This window comes from Bradyrhizobium sp. CW1 (genome assembly GCF_023100665.1).
GTDB lineage: Bacteria > Pseudomonadota > Alphaproteobacteria > Rhizobiales > Xanthobacteraceae > Bradyrhizobium > Bradyrhizobium canariense_D.
Window position 1 is genome coordinate 5,174,544 of sequence record NZ_CP064684.1, and the last position, 23,250, is coordinate 5,197,793.

General features: G+C 66.0%; 20 protein-coding genes and 1 riboswitch. Of the genes, 10 read left to right on the forward strand and 10 right to left on the reverse strand.

Features of this window, described 5'->3' with window-relative positions:
• Position 1 precedes the first annotated feature (1 nt).
• The 5 genes from IVB54_RS25415 to IVB54_RS25435 are packed head-to-tail and all read right to left on the reverse strand — an operon-like array spanning position 2 to position 6,468.
• A complete protein-coding gene (locus IVB54_RS25415) occupies positions 2-631 on the reverse strand; it encodes a precorrin-8X methylmutase (RefSeq protein ID WP_018458662.1) in 630 nt (209 codons plus the stop codon).
• Entirely contained in the window at positions 631-1,794 is a 1,164-nt protein-coding gene (cobG, locus tag IVB54_RS25420) for a precorrin-3B synthase (protein WP_018458661.1), read from the reverse strand. The genes IVB54_RS25415 and cobG overlap by 1 nt, the downstream gene beginning before the upstream one ends.
• Complete coding sequence (cobN, locus tag IVB54_RS25425) at positions 1,791-5,039, reverse strand: cobaltochelatase subunit CobN (RefSeq protein WP_018458660.1); 3,249 nt, start codon at positions 5,037-5,039, stop codon at positions 1,791-1,793. The genes cobG and cobN overlap by 4 nt, the downstream gene beginning before the upstream one ends.
• A complete protein-coding gene (gene cobW, locus IVB54_RS25430) occupies positions 5,039-6,088 on the reverse strand; it encodes a cobalamin biosynthesis protein CobW (RefSeq protein WP_018458659.1) in 1,050 nt (349 codons plus the stop codon). The genes cobN and cobW overlap by 1 nt, the downstream gene beginning before the upstream one ends.
• Positions 6,085-6,468, reverse strand: a complete 384-nt coding sequence (locus IVB54_RS25435; RefSeq protein ID WP_018458658.1) for a DUF1636 domain-containing protein — start codon at positions 6,466-6,468, stop codon at positions 6,085-6,087. The genes cobW and IVB54_RS25435 overlap by 4 nt, the downstream gene beginning before the upstream one ends.
• Before the next feature lie 94 nt (positions 6,469-6,562).
• Positions 6,563-6,781, reverse strand: a riboswitch (cobalamin riboswitch).
• A 40-nt stretch (positions 6,782-6,821) separates the two neighbouring features.
• Here IVB54_RS25435 and cobO point away from each other — a divergent pair.
• Both cobO and IVB54_RS25445 read left to right on the forward strand, forming a co-directional pair.
• Complete coding sequence (cobO, locus tag IVB54_RS25440) at positions 6,822-7,457, forward strand: cob(I)yrinic acid a,c-diamide adenosyltransferase (protein ID WP_026233632.1); 636 nt, start codon at positions 6,822-6,824, stop codon at positions 7,455-7,457.
• Positions 7,458-7,467: 10 nt separating this feature from the next.
• Positions 7,468-8,916, forward strand: coding sequence for a cobyric acid synthase (locus IVB54_RS25445; protein ID WP_018458656.1), 1,449 nt, complete (start codon positions 7,468-7,470; stop codon positions 8,914-8,916).
• Here IVB54_RS25445 and cobD read toward each other — a convergent pair.
• Both cobD and cbiB read right to left on the reverse strand, forming a co-directional pair.
• Entirely contained in the window at positions 8,905-9,867 is a 963-nt protein-coding gene (gene cobD, locus IVB54_RS25450) for a threonine-phosphate decarboxylase CobD (protein WP_018458655.1), read from the reverse strand. The genes IVB54_RS25445 and cobD overlap by 12 nt on opposite strands.
• Positions 9,868-9,878: 11 nt before the next feature.
• Complete coding sequence (gene cbiB, locus IVB54_RS25455; protein ID WP_026233631.1) at positions 9,879-10,820, reverse strand: adenosylcobinamide-phosphate synthase CbiB; 942 nt, start codon at positions 10,818-10,820, stop codon at positions 9,879-9,881.
• A gap of 121 nt (positions 10,821-10,941) precedes the next feature.
• Here cbiB and cobU point away from each other — a divergent pair, with 121 nt between their 5' ends.
• The 6 genes from cobU to IVB54_RS25485 all read left to right on the forward strand — a co-directional run bounded on the left by cobU (position 10,942) and on the right by IVB54_RS25485 (position 17,700).
• A complete protein-coding gene (cobU, locus tag IVB54_RS25460) occupies positions 10,942-11,445 on the forward strand; it encodes a bifunctional adenosylcobinamide kinase/adenosylcobinamide-phosphate guanylyltransferase (RefSeq protein WP_018458653.1) in 504 nt (167 codons plus the stop codon).
• Positions 11,442-12,224 carry an adenosylcobinamide-GDP ribazoletransferase gene (cobS, locus tag IVB54_RS25465; protein WP_018458652.1) on the forward strand — a complete coding sequence of 261 codons (783 nt, stop codon included), beginning with the start codon at positions 11,442-11,444 and terminating at the stop codon, positions 12,222-12,224. The genes cobU and cobS overlap by 4 nt, the downstream gene beginning before the upstream one ends.
• Before the next feature lie 4 nt (positions 12,225-12,228).
• Positions 12,229-12,861 (forward strand): 5,6-dimethylbenzimidazole synthase, encoded by a 633-nt coding sequence (gene bluB, locus IVB54_RS25470; protein ID WP_026233630.1) that lies wholly within the window; start codon positions 12,229-12,231, stop codon positions 12,859-12,861.
• A gap of 177 nt (positions 12,862-13,038) precedes the next feature.
• Entirely contained in the window at positions 13,039-14,070 is a 1,032-nt protein-coding gene (locus tag IVB54_RS25475) for an ABC transporter substrate-binding protein (RefSeq protein WP_018458650.1), read from the forward strand.
• A complete protein-coding gene (locus IVB54_RS25480; RefSeq protein WP_018458649.1) occupies positions 14,067-16,742 on the forward strand; it encodes a hybrid sensor histidine kinase/response regulator in 2,676 nt (891 codons plus the stop codon). The genes IVB54_RS25475 and IVB54_RS25480 overlap by 4 nt, the downstream gene beginning before the upstream one ends.
• 46 nt (positions 16,743-16,788) lie before the next feature.
• Positions 16,789-17,700 (forward strand): alpha/beta hydrolase, encoded by a 912-nt coding sequence (locus IVB54_RS25485; RefSeq protein WP_245288510.1) that lies wholly within the window; start codon positions 16,789-16,791, stop codon positions 17,698-17,700.
• Between the two features lie 52 nt (positions 17,701-17,752).
• Here IVB54_RS25485 and IVB54_RS25490 read toward each other — a convergent pair whose 3' ends face one another.
• Positions 17,753-18,664, reverse strand: coding sequence for a LysR family transcriptional regulator (locus IVB54_RS25490; RefSeq protein WP_018458647.1), 912 nt, complete (start codon positions 18,662-18,664; stop codon positions 17,753-17,755).
• A gap of 130 nt (positions 18,665-18,794) precedes the next feature.
• Between IVB54_RS25490 and IVB54_RS25495 the strand changes: the two genes are divergently transcribed.
• Both IVB54_RS25495 and IVB54_RS25500 read left to right on the forward strand, forming a co-directional pair.
• Positions 18,795-19,733, forward strand: a complete 939-nt coding sequence (locus IVB54_RS25495; protein ID WP_018458646.1) for a ring-cleaving dioxygenase — start codon at positions 18,795-18,797, stop codon at positions 19,731-19,733.
• Positions 19,730-20,356: an alpha/beta hydrolase gene (locus IVB54_RS25500; RefSeq protein WP_018458645.1), complete on the forward strand. Its 627-nt coding sequence runs from the start codon at positions 19,730-19,732 to the stop codon at positions 20,354-20,356. The genes IVB54_RS25495 and IVB54_RS25500 overlap by 4 nt, the downstream gene beginning before the upstream one ends.
• 42 nt (positions 20,357-20,398) lie before the next feature.
• On the opposite strand, the gene IVB54_RS25505 is transcribed toward IVB54_RS25500, so the two are convergent.
• Both IVB54_RS25505 and IVB54_RS25510 read right to left on the reverse strand, forming a co-directional pair.
• Complete coding sequence (locus tag IVB54_RS25505; RefSeq protein WP_247776490.1) at positions 20,399-21,373, reverse strand: magnesium transporter CorA family protein; 975 nt, start codon at positions 21,371-21,373, stop codon at positions 20,399-20,401.
• Positions 21,374-21,727: 354 nt separating this feature from the next.
• Positions 21,728-23,224 (reverse strand): ABC transporter substrate-binding protein, encoded by a 1,497-nt coding sequence (locus IVB54_RS25510; protein WP_247776491.1) that lies wholly within the window; start codon positions 23,222-23,224, stop codon positions 21,728-21,730.
• Positions 23,225-23,250: the final 26 nt, after the last annotated feature.

Sequence of the window (23,250 nt, forward strand, 5' to 3'; positions counted from 1 at the left end):
GCTATTCGCTCCGGCTCGCCAGCGCGTTCACGGCGGCGACCGTGATCGCGGAACCGCCAAGGCGGCCCTCGACCGTCAGCGCCGGCACCGGGGAAACGGCCATCAGCGCAGCCTTGGATTCGGCCGCGCCGACGAAGCCGACCGGACAGCCGATGATTGCCGCGGGCCGTGGGCAGTCCCGGTCCTCCAGCATGTTGAGGAGATGGAACAGCGCGGTCGGCGCATTGCCGATCGCCACGATCGCGCCGTCGAGATGCGGCCGCCACAGCTCCAGGGCCGCGGCCGAACGGGTGTTGCGCATGGACTGCGCGAGCGCGGGAACGGTCTCGTCGCCCAGCGTGCAGATGACGGCGTTGGCGGCGGGAAGCCGCGCCCGCGTAATTCCTTCAGAGACCATGCGCGCGTCGCACAGGATCGGTGCGCCCTTCTGCAAGGCCGCGCGTGCGGCGACCGCCATGCCTGATGTGAAGCGGATATGCGCTTCGAGGCCCACCATGCCGGCGGCATGGATCATCCGCACCACCACCTGCTCCTCGTCCGGCGTGAAGCGCGCAAGATCGGCTTCGGCCCGGATGGTGGCAAAGGACTGCCGGTAGATCGCAGCGCCGTCGGTCTCGTACGTGTGCGGCATCAGTGCCCTCCCATCAGGATGGAGGGATCTTTGACGATGTCGTCGCGATTCAGCCCGCGCAGGATGGGCTCATCGCGCGTCGACCCGGCGCGCACGAGATCGAAGCCTGCGCCGGTCGCGACCAGAGTGATGGCGGCGGGACCAGAATGGGCGCAGCCCTTGGCACAGCCGGAGACGTGTAGCCGTGCGGCCGCGCCGATGTTCGGCGCCAGGGCCGCGGCAAGGCCACGGGTATCGGCATGCGCCTCGCGACAGCGTGGCGCACCGCTACAGGCGATGACGCGCAGCGCAGGGTCGTAGGCCTCGGTGATCAGGCCGGTCGCGTTCGGCATCACGCGCTTGGCTTCGCTCAAAACCATCCGCCACGGCGTCATGCGCAGCGCATGTCCGCAACCGGCGAACTGGTTGAGCGTTGCATGCGCCATCTGTCCGAAGGCGACCCCGACCATCGCACCTTGCGCATAGAGGCCGGGACGCGCCGCGGCCATGATCGGCGCCGGCTCGGCCTCGCCGCGCAATGCCGCCGGCAAGATTGCACCGGCTGCAAGATGCGCCGCCATCCGCCCTCGCCCGCCTCTCGCGCCGCCGGAGGTCACGAACCAGCCGGCGAATGCGAGCGCGGTGGTCACGGCCTCGCCACGTGGGACCGAGCGGCCGAGTTTGTCGCCATCAGCCCGTACCAGCAGTCCGCCGGAACCATCGCGCTCGATCCGCACGTCGGCGGAATCGCCCGCAAGCACGCGTGAGGTGCCGTCGTCGATGGCGAAGCCGAACTTGGTTGGAAGTTCGAGCTGGCTGTCGGCGAGCGCCTCCTCGAGCTCGGCGGCGAGCGATTGGGTCTCGTCCCCGCTACGCCAGAACGGCGTCACAAGAATGTTGCGACGGGATTCGGTCTCCGCATCCGGGTCGAGCAGCGCCAGTTGGGAAAGGCCATCGAGCAGCAGCCTGTGGCTGGTCTCGTTGACGCCCCTGATCTGGAGATTGGCCCGGCTGGTCACGTCGATCAGGCCATTGCCATGGCGTTCGGCGAGATGAGCCAGTCCGGAGATCTGCGCCGCGTCGAGCCGTCCGCCGAACGGACGCACGCGGGCCACCAGCCCGTCGCCCGATTGCATCGGGCGCAGCGCGCCGGGACACCAGCCCTTGACCACGGAAGCACTCATGAGGCCTCCCGCAGCGCAGCCGCAATCGAGTTGCGGCGCGTTCGCCAGAGCGAGGCTTCATGCAGGCGCGTGAAACACGTTTCCATCGCGGCGAGTGCCGCCGGATTTTCGCGGGCCATGAAGGCGTGGACGTCGTCATGGCCGAGCGTCGCATCGTAGTAGAGGTCGAACAGATGCGGCGGCACGGCGCCGGCCAGATGCGCGAAGGCGGCCATGTGCTCGAGCGTCGCGGTGATCTCGGCCGCCCCGCGAAAACCGTGGCGCATCATGCCCGCGATCCAGGCCGGGTTGGCCGCGCGCGCGCGGACGACACGGGAGATTTCCTCGGTCAGCGTACGCGCATGCGGCTGCTCGGGGCGCGTCGCATCGAGATGATAGAGCGATGGTCCCGCCGCGCCGAGATGGGCCGCGGCAGCCGCAATGCCGGCCTCATGCGCGGCATAGTCGGCCGCGAGCAGAAGATCGGTTTCCGGCAAATCCTGCATGTGAACAAAAGCATCGGCCGATACGATCCGCTTCTCGATACCGGCACGATCGAGCTTGATTTCGCCATCGGCCGAGAACGCCCATGACGATGCCGAGAGCCACGCTTCGCCGGCGGCTTCGCGCGTCTCGGGCGTGAAGGCGTCCGGGATTGCCGAGAGACCCACGCCGTATTGTCCGGGACGCGGCGCGAACACGCGCGATGTGCGATGGCGATATGGATTTTCGTCGCCCTCGTCCTCGCGGACCGACAGCGCCGCGGCTGCCGCCTCGAACAATTGCGCAAGGCCTGAGAAGACGTCGCGGAACAGGCCCGAGACGCGCAGCGTGACGTCGATGCGGGGCCGGCCAAGCTCCGCAGGCGCGATGATGTCGTAGCCGGTCACACGGCCGGAAGCATGATCCCAGCGCGGTGCGAGGCCAGCCAGATGCAGCGCCATGGCAAACTCTTCGCCCGCGGTGCGCATCGTCGCCGAGCCCCAGAGATCGACGACAAGGCCCTTTGGCCAGTCGCCATGATCCTGCAAATGACGACGTAGCAGTTCTTCGGCGAGCTTGATGCCTTGCACGTGCGCCGACGGCGTCGGCACCGCGCGTGGATCGACGGCAAAGAGATTGCGACCCGTCGGCAGCACGTCCTGACGGCCGCGATAGGGTGAGCCTGACGGCCCCGGCGCGACGCGCCGGCCCGCAAGCGCGGCCCGCAAAGCGTCGCGTTCCGCGTCGCCGCAGGCGCCGCGGCCGAACACGTGCAGGCCGTCGCCGAACTGGCTTTCCTTGAGATCGCAAACGAAACGGTCGATCCGCGGGATCGCTTCGGCCGGCGCGGCCGCTGCATCGAGGCCAAGATCGTCTTCGAGGCCGGCCGCGCGTGCCTCATCGCGGATCGCGGCGATCAGACGCTGGCGGCGGGCGGGATCGAGGCCATCGGCCGTCGAGTACTCGTCGAGGAGCTGTTCGAGCCTGCGCAGCCCGTCCGGCACCGCTGATGCGGCGAGTTGCGGCGGCAGATGGCCGATCGTGACGGCACCCAGGCGCCGCTTGGCCTGCGCGGCCTCGCCGGGATCGTTGACGATGAAGGGATAGATGACGGGCAAATCGCCGACCAGGGCTTCCGGCCAGCACGCCTGCGACAGCGCCACGGATTTTCCGGGCAGCCATTCCAGCGTGCCGTGCGCGCCCATGTGCACGACGGCATCACAGCCCTGCTCGCGGAGCCAGAGATAGAACGCGACATAGGCATGGCGCGGCGTGCGGGCGAGATCGTGATAGTCGGCATCGCGCGCGGTCGCATCGCCACGCTCCGGCTGAACCGCGATGATCGACCGGCCGCATTGAATCGCAGCGAAATGGAACGCGCCGTCGCGACAACCCGGATCGGTCTCCAGCGCGCCCCAGGCTTGCGCGAGATCATCCTGCAACACTTGCGGAAGGCGCGACAGTGCAGCACGGTAATCGGCGACGCTCCAGCTCAAGGTCTGCTTGAGCAGCGTCTCACCGAGCGCATGGACCGGATCGAGATCGAAGCCGGCCTCCGCGAGATCGGACACCAGGGCCTCGACCGACGCCAGCGCATCGAGACCCACCGCGTGCGCGATCTGATGCGGACGGCCCGGATAGTTGGAGAGCACGAGTGCCATCCGCTTGTCAGCGGCCGGCGTCTCCGCAAGACGCCGCCAGGCCGCAACGCGCGCGGCCACGGCCTTCACGCGCTCCTCGTCGGGCTTGTGTGCCAGATGCGAAAATTGCAAATCGGGATCGCGCATCGCGGCAGACTTGAAGCTCACCACGCCCGCGAACAGGCGGCCGTCGACCTCGGGCAGCACCACATGCATCGCGAGGTCGCCGGGCGACAGGCCGCGGAGCGAGCTCGCCCAGTCCTCGCGGCGGGCCGTGGAGAGCGCGACCTGGAACACGGGGCAGGATGCGGCATCGAACGGCGTCGTGCCGTCGTCGCCCATCGCCGAGAACGCCGTCGCATTGACGATCGCGGCCGGAGGATTTTGCGCAAGATGCACCCGCAACCAATCCGCGACCCCCGCGGCTTTCAGCGAGGTGACGAACACACCAAACACGTCGAATCCCTTCTCGCGCAATGCGGCGATCAGGGCATCGACCGGGCCGGTGTCGGCAGCGGTGAGATAGGAGCGATAGAAGGTCACGAGCGCGCGCGGCCTGCCCTCACCCGACGTCGGCGCGGCGACGACGCCGCGCGCGGGGTCGTAAAAGCCCATCTCGGGCACTGTCATCTCGCCGATAACTGGCCCCGCATAGAGTCCGGAGGCCAGCGCAAGCTGCGCGATCGCGGCTTGCGCCGCGACGGGGCCGCCGGTGTCGCAGAGCACCTTGAGCCGCCGCAACGTCGAGACCGGCAGGGTCGAATACGCGTCCAGCCGCGTATCGTCGCGGCCGTCGGCCGGCAGCACGGCCAGCACGATGCCGCGCTCCTTCGCCAGCTGCTGCAGGGCCGCGAGCCCATACGGCCAATAGGATTCCCCGCCGATCAAACGCACGAGAATGCCGCGCGCGTGCGCAAGCGTGCGTTCGACATAGGTGTCGACCGAGAGCGGATGACGAAGTTCTGCGAGATTGACGAGCCGCAGCGACGGCAGGCTGTCGCGGCCACGGCGCCAGCCGGCCGCGAACGCGGCAAGATCGGAATCCGAATACGAGAGCACCACGAGATCGGCCGGGTCCTGGCCAATGTCCCTTGGTATCGCGGTCTCCTCGAGACCGCGGCTCTCGCGGAAGACGACGTGCATCAGATACCGGATCCTGAAAGACCGAGTCCCGCCTTGATCGCGGCCTCGTCGATATCGCCGTGCTCGCCGATCACGACCAGCTTTGACTGCCTCGCGCCCGCGCCCCAGGGCTTGTCGAACTGGTGGCGCACGCGCTCGCCCACCGCTTGCAGCAAGAGGCGCATCGGCTTGCCTTGCACCGCGATGTAACCCTTGACGCGCAGCACATTCTGCTCGCGCGCCAGACGCTGAACGGATGCAACCAGCGCTTCGATATCGGTGACCTCAGGAAGATCGATCACGACGGACGCAAAATCGTCGTGCTCGTGATCCTCTTCGCCGTCGTGATGCGAGGGACGCGCGGCGAGATCGTTCTCGGCGGCAGCACCGAGGCCGAGGATGAGGCGCGCGTCGATCGCGCCGTCGGTGATCGCCAGCATCGGCACGCGGCGCGACATCTCGGCGGTGATCGCCGCCTTGGCTGCTTCGAGGCCTGCCGCGCCCGCAAGATCGGCCTTGGTCAGCAGCACGATGTCGGCGCAGGCGATCTGGTCTTCGAACACTTCGGACAGCGGCGTCTCATGGTCGAGATTGCCGTCCGCCGCGCGCTGCGCTTCGACGGCGTCAGGGTCGGGCGCAAAACGGCCGGCGGCGACAGCTTCGGCGTCGGCCAGCGCGATCACGCCGTCGACCGTGATGCGCGAACGGATCTCCGGCCAATCGAACGCCTTGAGCAACGGCTTGGGCAGCGCCAGGCCCGAGGTCTCGATCAGGATGTGATCGGGCTTGACGGCCCGCGACAGCAGCTTCTCCATGGTCGGAATAAAATCGTCGGCGACGGTGCAGCAGATGCAGCCATTGGCGAGCTCGATGATGTTCTCTTCCGGGCAATTCGCATCGGCGCAGGATTTCAGAATCTCGCCATCGACGCCCTCGCTGCCGAACTCGTTGACGAGCACCGCGAGCTTCTTGCCATTGGCATTGGCAAGCAGATGCTGGATCAGCGTGGTCTTGCCGGAGCCGAGAAAGCCCGTGACGACCGTGACCGGGACTTTTGCGAGCGAATTCATTCGGCGGCCTCCGGCACGACGGCCAAGGGGGAAATGGGGGGAATGCGGGCAAGCGATTGCTTGCGGAATATCTCCGGGCGGCTGCGCCAGGGCACGAGGCCGTCGGGCGCGGCCGCATAGGCCGCGGCGCCCGCGACCACATCGCTCGCATTCGCATCCGACAGACGGCCATAGACATAGGACCAGCGGCCGGGCGCGCTGAGCGCGACGGAGCAACCCTGGTTGCATGCAGACAGGCATTCGACGGGAACCACGCTGACGCCGTCGGGCACGCCGGCCTCGAGGATCGCGCCATGCAGGCGCTTGCCGGGCGTCGTCTCGCCTTCGCCAAGTGTCTCGCCGGCGCGGCAGGTAATGCAGACATGAAGTGTGACGGTCATCGCTTCTTCCAGAATAAACAGCGGGAAGCGATGAGGCCCACGAACCGTTCTTGCGAAGGCCCGTTTCCCCGTCGCGGAACACCCCGTCCGCCGGTCCAAAATCGTCCGCGTTGGCAGGTCTCCCGGCTTGCGGAGCAGGGTTTCCCCTTCGATCCCCGCCTTCCCGATCCCCAGGGGATCAGTGGCTTCGGGCATCTCTCCGGTCACGGTCGCGGGGGCGGCTGCATTTTGGAACCAAATCTTGCCGATTCGGACCCTATCGCATTCCCTCTTCGCCTGTCGTAGGACAGGAACCAACGCCGGGCCACCATTTGCCCCCGACCGCCTCTTGTCAAGCCGAAGGACCCCGTCCGATGACGTCAGAACCGGATACCCAGACGGCCGACGAAACCGACGCCCGCCACGCCTCAAAAATGGCGAAGAAGAAGGTCGCCCGCGACAAGATCATGGCGACCAAGAGCGGCGAAAAGGGCCTGATCATCATCCACACCGGGGCCGGCAAGGGCAAGTCCTCTTCGGCCTTCGGCATGATCGTCCGCTGCGTCGCCCATGGCTTCCCCTGCGCGGTCGTGCAGTTCATCAAGGGCGCCTGGGACACCGGCGAGCGCCGCATGCTGACCGGCCATTTCGGCGACCTCTGCCAATTCCACGCCATGGGCGAGGGTTTTACCTGGGAGACGCAGGACCGCGCCCGCGACATCGCCGCCGCGCGCGCCGGCTGGGAGAAGGCCAAGGAGCTGATCCTCGACCAGAATCTCCGCATGGTCGTGCTCGACGAGATCAACATCGCGCTGCGCTACGACTATCTTGACATCGCGGAGGTCGTCGAATTCCTCACGACGCAGAAGCCGCCGATGACGCATGTCGTGCTCACCGGCCGCAACGCCAAGGACGAGCTGATCGAGATCGCCGATCTCGTCACCGAGATGACGCTGGTCAAGCATCCCTTCCGCTCGGGCATCAAGGCGCAAGCCGGCGTCGAGTTCTAAGAAACTCGCGATGGCGCGCGCATTGATGATCCAGGGAGCCGGCTCGGACGTGGGCAAGTCGCTCATCGTTGCCGGCCTCGCACGCGCCTTTGTGCGACGCGGCCTGCGCGTGGTCCCGTTCAAGCCGCAGAACATGTCGAACAATGCAGCCGTCACCGTTGACGGCGGCGAGATCGGCCGCGCCCAGGCACTCCAGGCGCTCGCCGCCGGCGTCGAGCCGCACACCGACATGAACCCGGTGCTGCTCAAGCCCGAGACCGATGTCGGCGCGCAGGTGATCGTGCAAGGAAAACGCATCGCGACCGCGCGCGCGCGTGAATATGCGGCGATGAAACCGTCATTGATGGGCGCCGTGCTGGAGAGCTTCGAGCGGCTGAAGGCGCGCGCCGATCTCGTTCTGGTGGAGGGTGCCGGCAGTCCGGCCGAAGTGAACCTGCGCAAGGCCGACATCGCCAATATGGGTTTTGCGCGCAAGGCCGATGTGCCGGTCGTGCTGGTTGGCGACATCGACCGCGGCGGGGTCATCGCGCAACTCGTCGGCATCAAGACGGTGATCGACCCGGACGATGCCGCGATGATCCAGGGATTTGTCATCAACAAGTTCCGCGGCGATCCCACATTGTTCGACGACGGCTACAGACTGATCGAAGAAAAGACCGCCTGGCGCGGCCTCGGCGTGCTGCCCTGGTTCGCGCGCGCCGGCGAGCTGCCGGCCGAGGATGCGCTGGGCCTGAGCGATGCGCGCAAACCGGGCCAATGCAAGATCGCCTGTCTCGCGCTGTCGCGAATCGCCAATTTCGACGATCTCGATCCGCTCAAGCTCGAGCCTGGCGTCGATCTCGTGATGGTGCGGCCGGGCGAGGCCATTCCCGGCGACGTGCGCCTCGTCATCATTCCCGGCTCGAAATCCACCCGCGGCGACCTCGCCTTTCTGCGCGCGCAGGGCTGGGACATCGATCTCCTGGCGCATTACCGCAGAGGCGGCCATGTGCTCGGCCTCTGCGGCGGCTATCAGATGCTCGGACGCAGCGTCGCTGATCCCGAGGGGATCGAGGGCCCCGCCGGCGACACACCGGGTCTCGGACTTCTGGATGTGGAAACGGTGATGAGCTCGGAGAAGACGTTGACACGCGTCGCGGCGCTGCATGCCGCCACCAATCAGCCGATCGAGGCTTATGAAATCCACATCGGCCGCACTGATGGGCCGGATCGCGCGCGGCCATTCGCAAGGCTGAATGGCGAACCGGAAGGCGCGATCTCGCGCGACGGACGCGTGCAGGGCAGCTATCTGCACGGCCTGTTCACGTCGGATGATTTCCGCAAGGCCTTTTTGGCGAAGCTCGACATTCCCGCCGGCGACGAGCCCTATCACGCCAGGGTCGAGAGTGCGCTCGACGCGCTCGCCGATCACATCGAGCGACATCTCGACGTCGGCGGCCTGCTCGCGCTAGCGCGCTAGAGCCTCGGCCAGGCGCGACCATTCGGGTTCGCCGCCCGGAAGCCCGAGGCGCAGCCATGTCGGCTCCCGCGCGAATACGCGCGACCAGATATGGCGACGCGCCAGCTTCTCCTGCGCGGCAAGGGCGTCGGGCGTCTCGTAGAGACGAAACAGCTGCGTCCCGCCAACGAGCGTCCAGCCTTGCGACTGAACAATGCGATCGAGGCGACCGCAGTCTCGCGCGAGCCGCGCGGAGGTGGCCTCGGCCCAGGCATCGTCACCCAAAGCGCGGCAACCGATCGCGATTGCCGCTCCCGAGACGGGCCAAGGTCCCGACATCGCCGCAAGCCTAGCGATATCGGACGAATTGCCGAGCGCGAAACCGAGCCGCAGGCCGGCAAGGCCGTAAAACTTTCCGAAGGAGCGCAGGATCAGCAGCCCCGGCCGATCCTCGGATGCAAGCGATAGCTGCGGGGCCACATCGGCAAAACTCTCGTCGACGACGAGACGGCCGACGCGCGGCAGCAGCGCCAGCAAATCCTTTGGCGTATGACATCGGCCGTCGGGATTGTTGGGATTGACGACAATGGCGAGGTCGGCGCCCGCGAGCGCGTCGAGCGCGCTGACCTCTTCCACCTCCCAGCCCGCGGCCGAGAGCACACCCGCATATTCGTTGTAGGTCGGCGCGAGGATGCGCGCGCGGCCGGGCGGCGCAAGTTGCGGCAGCAGTTGAATCGCCGCCTGTGCGCCGCCAAGCGCGACAACCGCCGCGCTCGTGCGGTAAGCGTGCCGCGCCGCCTGATGCAGCGCCTCGATCTCGGCGCGCGACGGCAACGCGCTCCACGCGCGCGAACTCACCTCGCCCACGGGATAAGGCAGGCGGTTGATACCGGTCGACAGATCGATCCAGTCCTCCGCGCGACCGCCGAAGCGCTGCTGGGCCTGATCGAGATTTCCACCGTGCTCGCGCATGCGCTGTTCTTTCACGCGAAGGCCAGGATCGCAAGGATGCCGGCGAGCAGCAGCATGGTGCGGCGGTAAACCGTCAAGCCTCGATCGATGTCGGCGGCAAGCGGATCGCGCGCAGCTTCATTCAGCCATGGCTCGTTCGTGATGCTGCCGTGATAGATCCGCGGACCGCTGAGCCGCACACTAAGCGCGCCCGCCATGGCCGCTTCCGGCCAGCCGGCATTGGGCGAACGGTGACGGCGTGCATCCCGCGTCATGCACGACAGCGCCTCTGATCGCCGTGGCGCCAGCAGCACGAACAGAAGTCCGGTCAGCCGCGCCGGAATGAAATTGGCGACATCGTCGATGCGCGCCGCGGCCCAGCCGAAGGCTTCGTGGCGTTCAGAGCGATGGCCGATCATGGAGTCCAGCGTGTTGATCGCCTTGTAGCCCAAAATGCCGGGCAGACCGAACAGCGCGCCCCAGAACACCGGTGCGACGATGCCGTCGGACGCATTCTCGGCGAGGCTCTCGATCGCAGCGCGCGCGATCCCGGCCTCGTCAAGCGCGGCGGGATCGCGGCCGACGATGCGCGAGACCGCCTCGCGTGCGGCGGCGATATCACCGGCCCGCATGGGATTTGCGACGGCAGCAACGTGGTCGTGCAACGAGCGCAAGGCGATCAGCGGCCAGGCCAGAACCCCGACCAGCACGAGCTGGATCAATCCCAAGGGAAGCAGAGACTGCAGCACCCAGCCGAGCGCGACAGCGAGCGCGATCACGACGAGTGCTCCGGCAAGACCCGCGGCGCGGCGAAATGCCGGCGGATCGGACGGTCGATTCCACGAGGTGTCGATGGCAGAGATCAGCCCGCCCAGCCAGGTGACGGGATGGCCGATCCGCGCGAACAACCACAACGGCCAGCCCAACAGGGCATCCACCACCATCGCCACCGCCATCGCACCCGCAAAACCCACACCCGCCTCCTGTCCCGCCCCTGTTGCGCAAACGACGGCCGGAGCGCAAGCCCCCGGCTGGCGGATTTCGGCTTTGTTTTTGGCCGCGTTTGGTGATTAGTCAGACCCACAGGAGATTTTTATGGCCGTCATCTTGATCACGGGCGGAGCGCGATCGGGCAAGAGCGCCCATGCGGAAAAACGCGCACGCAGCTTTCCGGGCCGACCCGTCTACATCGCTACGGCCGAGGCGCTCGACGCGGAAATGGAAGCACGCATCGAAAAGCATCGCAGACGCCGCTCAACCGATTGGATCGAGCGGGAGGTACCGCTCGATCTTCTGCAGGCGCTGATCGAGACCGATGGCGGCGGGCCTAGACTGGTGGACTGCCTGACCCTGTGGCTCTCCAACATGATGCTTGCGCAGCGCAACTGGGATCACGAAGTCATGAAGCTCGCCCTCTTCCTGCGCGGCCAGAAGAGCCCCGTCGTCTTCGTCACCAACGAAGTCGGCCTCGGCATCGTCCCCGACAATGCGCTGGCGCGGAGCTTCCGCGACGCCGCCGGCTTCATGAACCAGGCCATCGCCGCCGTTGCGGACGAGGCCGAGTTCGTCGTCGCCGGCCTGCCGATGAAACTGAAATGATGCCGCGCGACCAATTTTTGCGAGACGTCATCGCCGATCTCAGGATGGCGGCATCGTTCGTGACAATCCTCCCCGTCGCATTGTCGAAGCCCGCAGCTGACGGCGCCGTCGCACGCGCGACCTGGGCTCTTCCAGTCGCGGGACTGCTGGTCGGCCTTGCCGGCGCCTTGGTCTACAAGGTCGCGAGCCTGTTGGGTCTGTCGCCGAACCTTGCCGCCCTGCTCGCGCTGGCCGCGACCGCCCTCGTCACCGGCGCGCTGCACGAGGACGGCCTTGCCGATACCGCCGACGGGCTCGGCGGCGGCCGCACCCGCGAGCGCAAGCTCGAGATCATGCGCGACAGCCGGATCGGCACCTATGGCGTCTGCGCGCTGATCCTGTCGTTCGGCCTGCGCTGGAGCGCGCTCGCGACGATCGCCAATCCGTGGGCCGTCGCGCTCGCACTGTGCGCTGCGCACACTGCGGCCCGCGCGGGCTTGCCGGCCTTCATGTCGCAGGTCGCGCCTGCGCGACCTGACGGCCTGTCGGCGAGCGCCGGATCACCGCCGAGTCGAAGCGTTGCGATCGCATTCGCTGTTGGAATCCTCGCGCTCGTGCTCGCGCTTGGGCCGGGCAAGGCGCTGGTGAGCCTGATCCTGCTCGCCCTCTCCGGCCTGATGCTGGCGCGACTTGCCATCCGCCAGATCGGCGGGCAGACCGGCGACATCCTTGGCGCGTTCGAGCAGACCGGCGAGATCCTGATCCTGCTGGTTGCCGCAGCTGTCCAGATCGGAGGCTGACGTGATGGTCGAGTTCGACGACACCTTTCGCCAGCACTTGCGCGAGCTGTTCGTGTGGCGCCGCGACGTGCGCCGCTTTCGCGCCGATCCGTTGCCGGACGGCGCCATCGATCGCCTGATCGAGACGGCCTGTCTCTCGCCCTCGGTCGGCCTCAGCCAGCCCTGGCGCTTCGTCATCGTCGATGACGCCGCACGGCGTCGCGCCGTGATCGACGACTTCAAAGCGTGCAACGCGGACGCGCTGAATTCCTATGCCGGTGAGCGCGCAGCACGCTATGCCACGCTGAAACTGTCGGGTCTCGAACAGGCCCCCGGCCACCTCGCCGTGTTCGCGGACAAGGCCAGCGACACCGGTCACGGCCTCGGCCGCGCGACGATGCCGGAGACGACGGAATATTCCGTGGTTGCGGCGATCACCGCGATGTGGCTGGCCGCGCGCGCCGAGGGCATCGGGCTTGGCTGGGTATCGATCCTCCATCCGGATCGCATCCACGCCATTCTCGACGTGCCCGACACCTGGAAATTCATCGCCTATCTCTGTATCGGCTATCCGGAAGTCGAATGCGACCGGCCCGAGCTGGAACAGGCGAAGTGGGAGCAGCGGCGGGGGGCAGAGGAATTCACGCTGCAGCGTTAATCAGGCCACGCCGGAGATCCATCTTCTGTGTTGCGAGCGACTGCCGACGTAGGAATACGGTATCGGACTGCCAAACGCTGCGAATGAGCAGTCACAAACGCATTTTTTCGTCAATTGTGGATGCCGGCCGTTCGCGCTAAGCATGCGCCTGGGGCTAGCCACCATGCAAAGAATGTCATGACCGAACGGCCTTCCGCTCTCGCGGTCGATCGCCGCGGGTTCATTCGCCTTGCCAGCACGACCGCCGCGGGGTGGCTGGCGCTCGGCGCAACATCTGATCGCGTACGGGTCGTGGGATCGCTGACGGCATTGCCGCTCGACGACGAACTGACCAGAAGGAGCATGATCGACAGCCCGACCTCCCGCCTGGGTGGCCTCATCGTGGGCTTGAGGCAGCGAGGCTGGGTCGAAGGCGTCAATTTCCGCCTTGAGCTCCGTTCGACCTTCGGCGCGCCGGATAGACTGAAGACCGCGGTTCAGGAATTGCTGGCGCTCAAGCCGGATGTGATCCTGACCGGCTCGACGATAGAAACCGCAGCAGTCCTGGAAGCCACCAAAACCATTCCGATCGTATTCGCGACGGCCAACGATCCCGTCGGCAATGGCTTCGTCGAAAGCCTCGCCCATCCCGGCGGCAACGTGACCGGCTTCACCAACAGCAGCGCCGAGATGGGCGGCAAATGGCTTCAGCTCATCCGCGAGGCCGTGCCGGATCTTGCGCGCGTCGGTATCCTGTACAACCCGGCGACCACTCCTCGCGGCGGCCGTTTCTTCCTCGATTCCATCGAGCAAGAGGCAGCACTGGCCGGCGTGTCCGTGATCCCCGCCCCCGTCAGCGCGCCAACGGAGATCGACGAAGCCGTCAGGCCCTTTTCCGCTCCCCCCAAGGCGGCAATGATTGCGCTGGTCGACAGCTTCCTGGTGGTCCACCGGCAGGCGGCGGTGGCGGCGGCGGCCAAATATCGCGTCCCTGCGATTTACCCGTTCTATTATTTCATGGATGCGGGCGGGCTGATGAGCTACGGGCCGACGCTCGAAGTGCGCTCGGCCGACTATGTCGATCTCATCCTGCGCGGCACCAAGGCCGGCGATCTGCCGGTGCAATCGCCACGGAAATACGAACTCCTGATCAACCGCACGGTCGCCCGCACGCTGGATTTGACGATACCATTCACGCTGCTGGCGCGCGCCGACGAGATCCGCGAGTGAACGAGACGATCGACCAGGGAGATTTGCGGCCACCTCCCGGCCGGCTGTTCCGCAAATACCTCTACTCGATCGTCGCGCTCGCTTTCGCCGCGCTCGCCATCAACACCGGCTTCGACGTCTGGTTCTCCTATCGCGAGCAGAAGCAACTCCTGGCGGCGACCCAGCGCGAGCAGGCAGCAAGCGCCGCCGTCCAGATCGGCCAGTTCATTGGCCAGATCGAAAACCAGATCAGATGGCTCTCGCGCCTGCCCCCGGAGCTGTCCACGAACGAGGACCAGCGCCTGAACGCCATCCGCCTCCTGCGCCTCTCGCCTGCGATTGCGGACATCGCCGAGCTCGACGCCCAAGGCCGCGAGCAGGTGCGCGTGTCGCGCCGTGTCGCGGACAGGATCGGCAGCAAGACCGACCTCTCCGCCTCGCAGGCCTTCCGCGGCGCCAACGAAAGCCGCGCATATTACGGGCCGGTCTACTTCCTCGGCGACACCGAGCCGTTCATGACACTCGCCACGCGCGGAACGGGCCTGGCGCCGGATGTGATTGTCGCCGAGGTCAATCTTCGCTTCATCTGGGACCTCGTCGCCGGAATCAGGGTCGGCAACACCGGGAAGGCCTATGTGGTCGATCGCATGGGTATCCTGATCGCGCATCCCGATTTGTGGCGGGCGCTGCGCCGCAGCGATCTCTCCGGCCATCCCGACGTCCGGGCCGCGCTCGATGGCATCGGGCCGCCCTCCGGCGGCCTGGTCAAGGAGGATCTGTCCGGTCAACGCGTGCTGTCGACCTATGCGACGGTCCCCTCGTTGGGCTGGCTGGTGTTCGTCGAGCTGCCGCTCACCGAGGCCTATGCGCCGATCTATGCGTCGATCGGGCGCTCGACTTTTCTCCTGGTCATCCTGCTGGCATGTGCGGTGCTGGTCTCTCTCTTTCTGAGCCGGCGCATGACCGTGCCGATCCAGATCCTGACGCAGGGCGCGCGGCGGATCGGCAGCGGCGACCTCAGCCTGCGGCTCGCGATCAAGACCGGCGACGAGCTGGAGGCGCTCGGCGATCAATTCAACCGGATGGCCGCTCACTTGCGCGAATCCTATGCGACGCTCGAGCGCAAGGTGATCGAGCGCACCTCCGAACTGGAAAAGACCCGCGACCAGACCCTTGCCGAGCACGATGCCGCCGAGCGTGCGCGCAGCGCGGCGGTCGCGGCCAACGAGACCAAATCGCGCTTTCTCGCGGTCGTCAGCCACGAGCTGCGCACGCCGCTGAACGGCGTCATGGGCGTGCTGCAACTGCTCGACGACGGCAGTCTCGGCGAAGCGCAGCGGCGCCACCTCACGACCGCGGCCGCGTCGGGCGAAACGCTGATCGCGCTGGTCGACGGCATCCTCGAATATGCGCGCCTGGAGGCCAGCGCCGAGACTCTGGAGACCCGCGATTTCCGCCTCGACCAGCTCATCGAGACGGCCGCCGATCTGATGCGTCCGCAGGCCTCTGACAAGGGCCTGACTTTCGATCTCGCCTGCGATGCGACGGTCAATACCTCCGTGCACGGCGATCCGGTGCGGCTCAATCGCATCCTGCTCAATCTGATCGGCAACGCGATCAAGTTCACCCCGCGCGGCGGCATCGGCTTGAGCGCGGCCGCCGAGAGACATGACGATCATGTCCTGCTGCGCATCACCGTGCGCGATACCGGCATCGGCATCGCGCCCGACATGCACGAGCGGATTTTCGAGGATTTCGTCCAGGCTGACGACAGTATCGCGCGGCGGTTCGGCGGCACCGGCCTTGGACTGGCGATCGCGCGGCGCCTCACCCGCCTGATGCGCGGCGAGCTGACGGTGGCGAGCACGCCGGGTACGGGCAGCTCCTTCATGCTTGAGGTACCGCTTGGCCTCGCCACCACCGACATCGCGCAAGGCGCGGTTCAGCCGCCATCGCGGCAGCTTCGCGTGCTGCTGGTCGACGACGACCCCGTCAATTGCGAGGTCGGTGAAGCGATGTTGAAGAGGCTCGGCCACCGCGCCACCATCGCCACGAACGGCGCGTCGGCCGTCGCGCTCCCCCGCGATCAGGCGTTCGACATCATCCTGATGGATCTGCACATGCCCGACATGGACGGCGTCGAGGCGGCATCGCGGATCCGCAAGCTCGGTCTGCCGACCATGCCGCGCATCATCGCGGTAACCGCGGACATGTCGGGCCGCGCCCGCGAGCGGCTCGCGGGGGCAGGCATTGCCAGGATCGTCAGCAAGCCGATCCTGATCAATGCGCTGCGCGAGGCGATCGAGGACGATGCCCAGAACCAGCCGGCCGCGCCGCAACTCGCCGCAGGCGCATTGATCGACCGGCATTTCCTTGATGACCAGAAGGAGCTGCTGGGCGCGGCGCAGATCGCAAAACTCCACGACCTGCTGGAACTGACGAGCGAAAAGCTGGTCGAGGAGATTGCCAAGGCTGCGGCGACTGACGATCCCGCGCAGCTCGCGCGCTGCGCGCACCAGCTCGGCAGCGGCGCGAGTGCGCTCGGCCTCGTCCGCCTTTTCGAATTCTGCCGTGAGGTCGAGCTGGCGGCAGTCACGATGTCCCGGCCCGAATGCGAGAGAGCCGCCCGCGAACTCGCCGCGCTTCGAGAGGCCTCGATGAGCGCGCTGGACGATCTGCTCCGGCCGGCCTAACAGCGTTCGGTCACTGGACTGAAATACAAGATGATCGGAGGCGCCGGTGCGCGCAAGATGTCTCGCCATTCTTCTCATGCTGCTCGCCCCTGCCGCGCGCGCCGAGGTCGAACAGTTTCCGTCCGGCTTCAAGACCAAAACCATCGCGGCCAACGGCACGCAGATTCATGTTCGCGTCGGCGGTCAGGGGCCTGTCGTGATCCTGATCCACGGTTTTGGTGATACCGGCGACATGTGGGTCAAGCTCGCCGCTGATATCGCGCGCGACCACACCGTTGTCGTGCCCGATCTTCGCGGTATGGGCCTCTCGAGCAAGCCCGACAATGGCTACGACAAATGGACCCAGGCTGCCGACATGCGGGCCGTTCTCGCAGCGCTCGGCATCGAAAAGGCCGTCGTCGTCGGCCACGACATCGGAACCATGGTGGCCTATGCCTACGCGGCCCGTTATCGCGACCTGGCCGAGAAGCTGATCGTGATGGATGCCCCGGTGCCTGGGGTGCCGCCATGGGACGAGGTGGTTCGCAGCCCGCAGCTTTGGCATTTTGATCTCGGAGGCCCGGACATGGAGCGGCTGGTCAAGGGCCGCGAGCGCATCTACCTCGACCGCTTCTGGAATGACTTCGCGGGGACGCCTTCCAGGATCGCGGACGCAACACGCCGTCATTACGCAGCGCTCTATGCGCGGCCGGGCGCCATGCGTGCTGCGTTCGCCCAGTTCAGGTCGATCCGAACCGACGCCGAGGACAACAAGAAGGCGATCGCGACCAAGTTGACCATTCCCGTGCTGGCTGTCGGGGGCGAAAAATCCTTCGGTGCGACAGAGGCCGTCGTGATGCGAAACGCCGCGACTGACGTCACCGAATTGGTCATTCCGGACGCCGGTCATTGGCTGATGGAAGAGCAACCGGCGGTGACCGTGAAGGCGTTACGCCAATTCCTCGATACCAAAAAATAGAGCAGCGAGCCGCGCGGAGCCGACATATCTCGGCTCAGCCCTTCCGCGCGGGTCATTTTGATCGGGTTGACGCCTCGCCCTCCCGGCCAAAGCGCTCGACTAGGAAATCAATGAACAGCCGCACTTTCACCGACAGATGTCGGGTCGGCGGATACACCGCATAGAGCGCAAGCGGCGGCGCAGAATACTTGTCCAGCACCGTCCGCAGCTCGCCTGTCCTCAAGGCGTCGGCGGCGATGAACTCCGGGAGCAGCGCGAGCCCCCTGCCCTTGATCGCGACATCGCGCAGCACCTCGGCATTGTTGACGCAGAGCGACCAGGCCGGCTGGATCCAGTGGTCGCCGCCCGCTCCCGTGAGCTTCCACTGATTGCCAGTGAGCAGGAAGCCGTAGGTCAGCGAGACATGTTCGCGCAGATCCTGCGGATGTTTTGGGGTGCCGTGACGCGCCAGATAATCGGGCGAAGCGCAGATCATGCGCGCCACCGGGATGATCTTTCGCGCGATCAAACTCGACGATTCCAATTCCGCGATGCGCAAGGTCACGTCAAAACCGTCCTGCACGGGATCGAGCAGGTCGTCGCTGAGCACGAGCTGGAGCTGCAGCTCCGGATATCGCGCCATGAAATCGGCAAGCACCGGCCCGAGCCGCAGGGTGCCGAACGACATCGGCGCGTTGACGCGCAACAGGCCGCGCGGCGCCGATTGCGCTTGCGCCACGGCCTGGTCGGCCGCCTCGATCTCCGACAGGATCACGACCGCGCGCTCGAAATAGCGCTGGCCGTTCTCGGTCGGGCTCGCATGGCGCGTGGTCCGGTTCAGGAGCTGCACGCCGAGGCTTTCTTCGAGGTCGGCGATGTATTTGCTGATCGCCGAGCGTGACAGCCGCAACTGCCGGCCCGCCTCGGCAAAACTGCCGCTTTCGACCACCTTTACGAAGGCTCGCAGGCTGGCGACCTTATCCACGGGCTGGCGCCGGCGATTGTTTCCAAATCGTAGACATAGCCGTCATATTTGCATGGATTGTCTCCAATCCAAAGCGGAACGATATTTCCCTGCAGAGCAAGACCGCTCCCCGAGCTTTGGAGGACCGACAATGTCTGGACTGCACCATGTGACCGCGATCGCGGGCGACCCCATCAGGAATTTCGGCTTTTACACCCGTGATCTCGGTCTGCGCTTCGTCAAGAAGACGGTCAATTTCGACGATCCCGGCACCTATCACTTCTATTATGGCGACGAGACCGGCCGCCCCGGCACCATCCTGACGTTCTTTCCTTGGGCCGGCGTGCCGGCCGGGCGCCGCGGCGTCGGCGAGACGCACCAGACCGCCTTCCGCGTGCCGCAAAGCTCGCTCGGCTATTGGACGCAACGCTTCGTCGAGAAGGGCATCGCTTATGAGGCGCTGGAGAAGCGTTTTGGCGAGTCCGTGCTGCCGTTCACAGACCCTGATGGCATGGCGCTCGCGCTCGTCGGTATCCCCGGCGCCGAGAGCGAGCCCGGCTGGAGCAATGGCGAGGTGCCGGCCGAGCATGCGATCCGCGGCTTCCATGGCGTGACCTTGCTGCTCGACAGCGCGGCAAAAACGGCTGCCGTCCTCACCGACGTGTTCGGCTTCAAGGAGACGGCGCGCGAAGGCTCGGTGATCCGCTTCAAGGCACCGGGCGATGCCGAAGGCAGCGTCGTCGACATCTACGAAGCCAAGGGCTTCCTGCGCGGACACCAAGGTGGCGGCTCCGTGCATCACATCGCCTTCCGCGCGGCCGATGACGCCGAGCAGGGCAAGATGGCGCAAAGGCTCGTGAGCAATCACGGCCTGCACCCGACCGAACAGCGCGACCGCAACTACTTCCGCTCGATCTACTTCCGCGAGCCCGGCGGCGTGCTGTTCGAGATCGCGACCGACATCCCAGGCTTCGCCGTCGACGAGCCCGTGGCAACGCTGGGACACGACCTGAAGCTGCCGAGCTTCCTCGAAGCACAGCGCAAGCAGATCGAGGGCGTGTTGCCGAACCTGGAAGAGAGGGTGTCGTGACCGAGAGTTCATTCATCCATCGTTTCGAGCCCGCGCGTGACGCGGGCTCTCCTCCTCTCCTGCTGCTGCACGGCACCGGCGGCGACGAGAACGACCTGCTCGGGCTCGGCAAGATGATCTCGCCCGGCTCGGCCCTGCTATCGCCGCGCGGCCGCGTGCTCGAACACGGCATGCCGCGCTTCTTCCGCCGCCTCACTGAGGGCGTGTTCGACGAGGACGACGTGCGCCGCCGCGCCCTTGAGCTCGGCGACTTCGTTGCGGAAGCGCGGCAGCGATATGGCCTCGCCGCGCCGGTCGCGGTCGGCTTCTCCAACGGCGCCAACATCGCAGCCGCGCTGTTGTTGCTGAAGCCGGACGCGCTTGCTGGTGCGATCCTGCTCCGCGCCATGGTGCCGCTGTCGGATCCGCCCAAGGTCAACCTCGCAGGCAAGCCGATCCTGCTGTTGTCCGGGCAGGCTGATCCGATCGTGCCGGCGAGCAATTCGGCCCGGCTCGCATCACTGCTTTCCGAAGCGGGCGCGCAGGTCGGTCACAAGGTCCTGCCGGCGGGCCATCAATTATCGCAGGCCGATTTGACGCTTGCCCGCGACTGGATCGGCAAATTCGCCGCCGAAGTCGCCTGACAGAAGAAGCGGCGCATCGATTTCGAACGGTGCGCCGCGGCTTCATTCGAACCAGCCGCGCCGCTTGAACCAGATCAGCGGCAGCACGCCGCTGGCAATGATGGCGAGCCACGCCAGCGGATAGCCGAAGGTCCAGTCCAGCTCCGGCATGTGCTTGAAATTCATGCCCCAGATGCCGACCAGAATCGTGGGCGGCACGCCGACGACCGAGACGATCGTCAAGATCTTGAACAGCTCGTTCTGCTGGATGTTGATGAAGCCGAGCACGGCATCGAGCAGAAGCTGGATCTTGTCCGACAATCGCGTCTCGTAATCGCCGAGCGAAGCGACATCCTTGGAGACGGCTTCGAGCCGCTTCTTCGACGCGGCGGTGATCCATTCACCCCCGACATCGCCGGCGAATGAAGCGATGCGGCCAACGCCAAGCAGGACATCGCGCGCCTTGGCGAGCCGATCCGCCAACTCGCCGATGTTTTCCAGCGCCTCGCGCATCCGCCGGCTGGAGCGGACCGGCCGCTTGCTGCGAACGAGCCCGCCCTTGAAGACGTCCCGCGAGAGCCTGTCGACCTTCGCGCCGAGATGCTCAAGGACATCGGCGCCGCGCTCGACCATGGCCTCGATCAGGCTGGTGAACACGCACATGCCGTTCTCCAGGCTGTCATCGGAACCGATGCGCTTGCCGATGTGCTCGAAGATCGGCAGCTGCGCGAAACGCACCGTCACCAGCACGTGCGGTCCGATGACGAATCCCACCGGCGTGATCTCGGCCTCGTTGTTCTCGTTGAGCCGGACCGCCGGCGAGCTGAGATAGAGCGTGCCGTTGTCGAGGATCAGGCGGCTCGACGCTTCGATCTCGCTGAGCGAATCCTCGGACGGAACGCGTATCCCGAGCAATCGTTCGACGAACTGCTTTTCCTCCGCGGTTGCGTCCAATAGATCAGCCCAGATGATCTCGGAGGGCATCTCCGCGCCGATCTTCTGCCAGTCGTCGGATGGCCACCTGTATAGTTTGAGCAAGAACCGAACTCCGCATACCCTCGCGCCGGATCGCACGGCCTGCGGCCATCCTGCGCCGAGCTAACGCATGAGGGTTCCGAACGTTCAAAGTCGGGGGAGCATCGAGCGGCCCAATCAAACCAAGCGGGCGCGGCCTTCTTCGATGATGCCATCATGCCAGTGTTTTGCCCGACGCGTCAACGGCATCGCGCGACGCGCAACTCATCAATCGCGTCGCGCGCAAGTCATTGAAATCACTACCCTCGGCTACTGTGCATGGGGTTGTTCTTCAGGTTTTTTGTTTGGACCGGTCTCGTGACGATCTCTTCCGTTGGGAGAGATCGTCACCGACATCGCGCAATCGACATGCGCGCCCTACTCCCACGCCCATGTCGAGAAATCGTTCTCGTATTGGGGTACGTCCTTCCAGACGCCCTTCAGCTTCTTGTTGGTGATGGTGATCAGCTGCGGCTGGTACAAATAGCCCGAGACTGCATCGGTGGCCAGCATGCGCTGGGCGTCGCCGAGAAGCTTGGCACGGGCGGCTTCATCCGGCGTCGACACGATCTGCTTGTAGAGCGCATTGAAGGCGTCGTTGTTGTAGCCGAGATAGTAGTCCGGCTCGGTGATCTTGACGAGATCGAACGGCTCGACATGGCTGACGATGGTGAGGTCGAAATTATGCGGACCATTGCCGGCAAACACCTGCGACAGCCATTGCGCCCATTCGACGTTCTCGATCTTGGCGATGATGCCGACCTTGGCAAGCTGGGCCGCGAGGACCTCGCCGCCCTGGCGCGCATAGGACGGCGGCGGCAGCTTCAACGACAGCTCGAGCGGGGTGGTAACGCCGGCTTCGGCCAGCAGCTTCTTGGCCTTCTCGGGATCGTAGGGGTTGATGCCTGTCGTGTCGACATAGCCGAGCGCGCCCGGCACGTAGAAGCTTCCGATCGGCGTGCCGAAACCGTCGACCGCACCGTCGATCATCGCCTTGCGATCGATCGCGGCGAGGATGGCACGGCGCACGCGAACATCGTCGAGCGGCTTTTTGCGATGGTTGATACCGACGATGGTCTTGGCCCTGGAGCCGCCGACCATAACGTTGAAGCGCGGATCCGCCTTGAACTGCGCGATGGTGCGCTGGGCCGACACCCGGGGAAACGCGTCGACGTCGCCCGACAGCAGCGCCGCCGTCTGTGCGGACGGATCGGAGATGAAGCGGATCGTCACCTTCGCGAGCTTGATCGCGGCGGCGTTGCGATAGTCAGCCCATTTGGTCAGGGTCATCGAGGAGCCCTTGGCCCAGGCGCCCAGCTGATAGGGCCCGGTCCCGACCGGCTGCGTGATATTGGTGGCAGCGCTCTTCGGCTCGACGATCGAGCCGCTCGCCTGCCCCAGCAGGAACGGCAGGTTCGGCTCGGAATTTTTCAGGCTGATCACGACCGTGTCGGCGTCGGGCGCATCGACCTTCTCGAAGCTCTGGAACAGGCTCTTGTCCTTGTTGGTGCTGGTGGGGACCGCGTTGCGCTCGAACGAGAACTTCACGGCTGTGGAGTCAAACGGCTCGCCGTTGTGGAACTTGACGCCCTTGCGCAGCTTGAACGTATAGGTCTTCAGATCGGGCGCTGCAGTCCAGCTCTCCGCCAGCAGGGGCGAGGTGGTGCCGTCCTCGTTGATCTTGGTCAGGGTCTCATAGATGTTGTAGAGCGTGACCTCGGCGATCGCGGCGGCGGCGGCGTTGGTGGGATCGAGCCCCGGCGGTTCCAGCGCCATCGCCATGACGACGCTGTCCTTCTTGCTCTGAGCCAGCACCGGCAACGGAGCAGCGGCAAGTGCGGCGGCGAATGCGACGATCGATAGTTTCCTGAACATGCGTAACTCCCCGGCCTTGTCTTGTC

Coding starts and splice junctions, on each gene's coding strand:
- IVB54_RS25415 (WP_018458662.1), bottom strand. CDS start 631: ATGCCGCACACGTACGAGACCGACGGCGCTGCGATCTACCGGCAGTCC.
- cobG (WP_018458661.1), bottom strand. CDS start 1,794: ATGAGTGCTTCCGTGGTCAAGGGCTGGTGTCCCGGCGCGCTGCGCCCG.
- cobN (WP_018458660.1), bottom strand. CDS start 5,039: ATGCACGTCGTCTTCCGCGAGAGCCGCGGTCTCGAGGAGACCGCGATA.
- cobW (WP_018458659.1), bottom strand. CDS start 6,088: ATGAATTCGCTCGCAAAAGTCCCGGTCACGGTCGTCACGGGCTTTCTC.
- IVB54_RS25435 (WP_018458658.1), bottom strand. CDS start 6,468: ATGACCGTCACACTTCATGTCTGCATTACCTGCCGCGCCGGCGAGACA.
- cobO (WP_026233632.1), top strand. CDS start 6,822: ATGACGTCAGAACCGGATACCCAGACGGCCGACGAAACCGACGCCCGC.
- IVB54_RS25445 (WP_018458656.1), top strand. CDS start 7,468: ATGGCGCGCGCATTGATGATCCAGGGAGCCGGCTCGGACGTGGGCAAG.
- cobD (WP_018458655.1), bottom strand. CDS start 9,867: ATGCGCGAGCACGGTGGAAATCTCGATCAGGCCCAGCAGCGCTTCGGC.
- cobU (WP_018458653.1), top strand. CDS start 10,942: ATGGCCGTCATCTTGATCACGGGCGGAGCGCGATCGGGCAAGAGCGCC.
- cobS (WP_018458652.1), top strand. CDS start 11,442: ATGATGCCGCGCGACCAATTTTTGCGAGACGTCATCGCCGATCTCAGG.
- bluB (WP_026233630.1), top strand. CDS start 12,229: ATGGTCGAGTTCGACGACACCTTTCGCCAGCACTTGCGCGAGCTGTTC.
- IVB54_RS25475 (WP_018458650.1), top strand. CDS start 13,039: ATGACCGAACGGCCTTCCGCTCTCGCGGTCGATCGCCGCGGGTTCATT.
- IVB54_RS25495 (WP_018458646.1), top strand. CDS start 18,795: ATGTCTGGACTGCACCATGTGACCGCGATCGCGGGCGACCCCATCAGG.
- IVB54_RS25510 (WP_247776491.1), bottom strand. CDS start 23,224: ATGTTCAGGAAACTATCGATCGTCGCATTCGCCGCCGCACTTGCCGCT.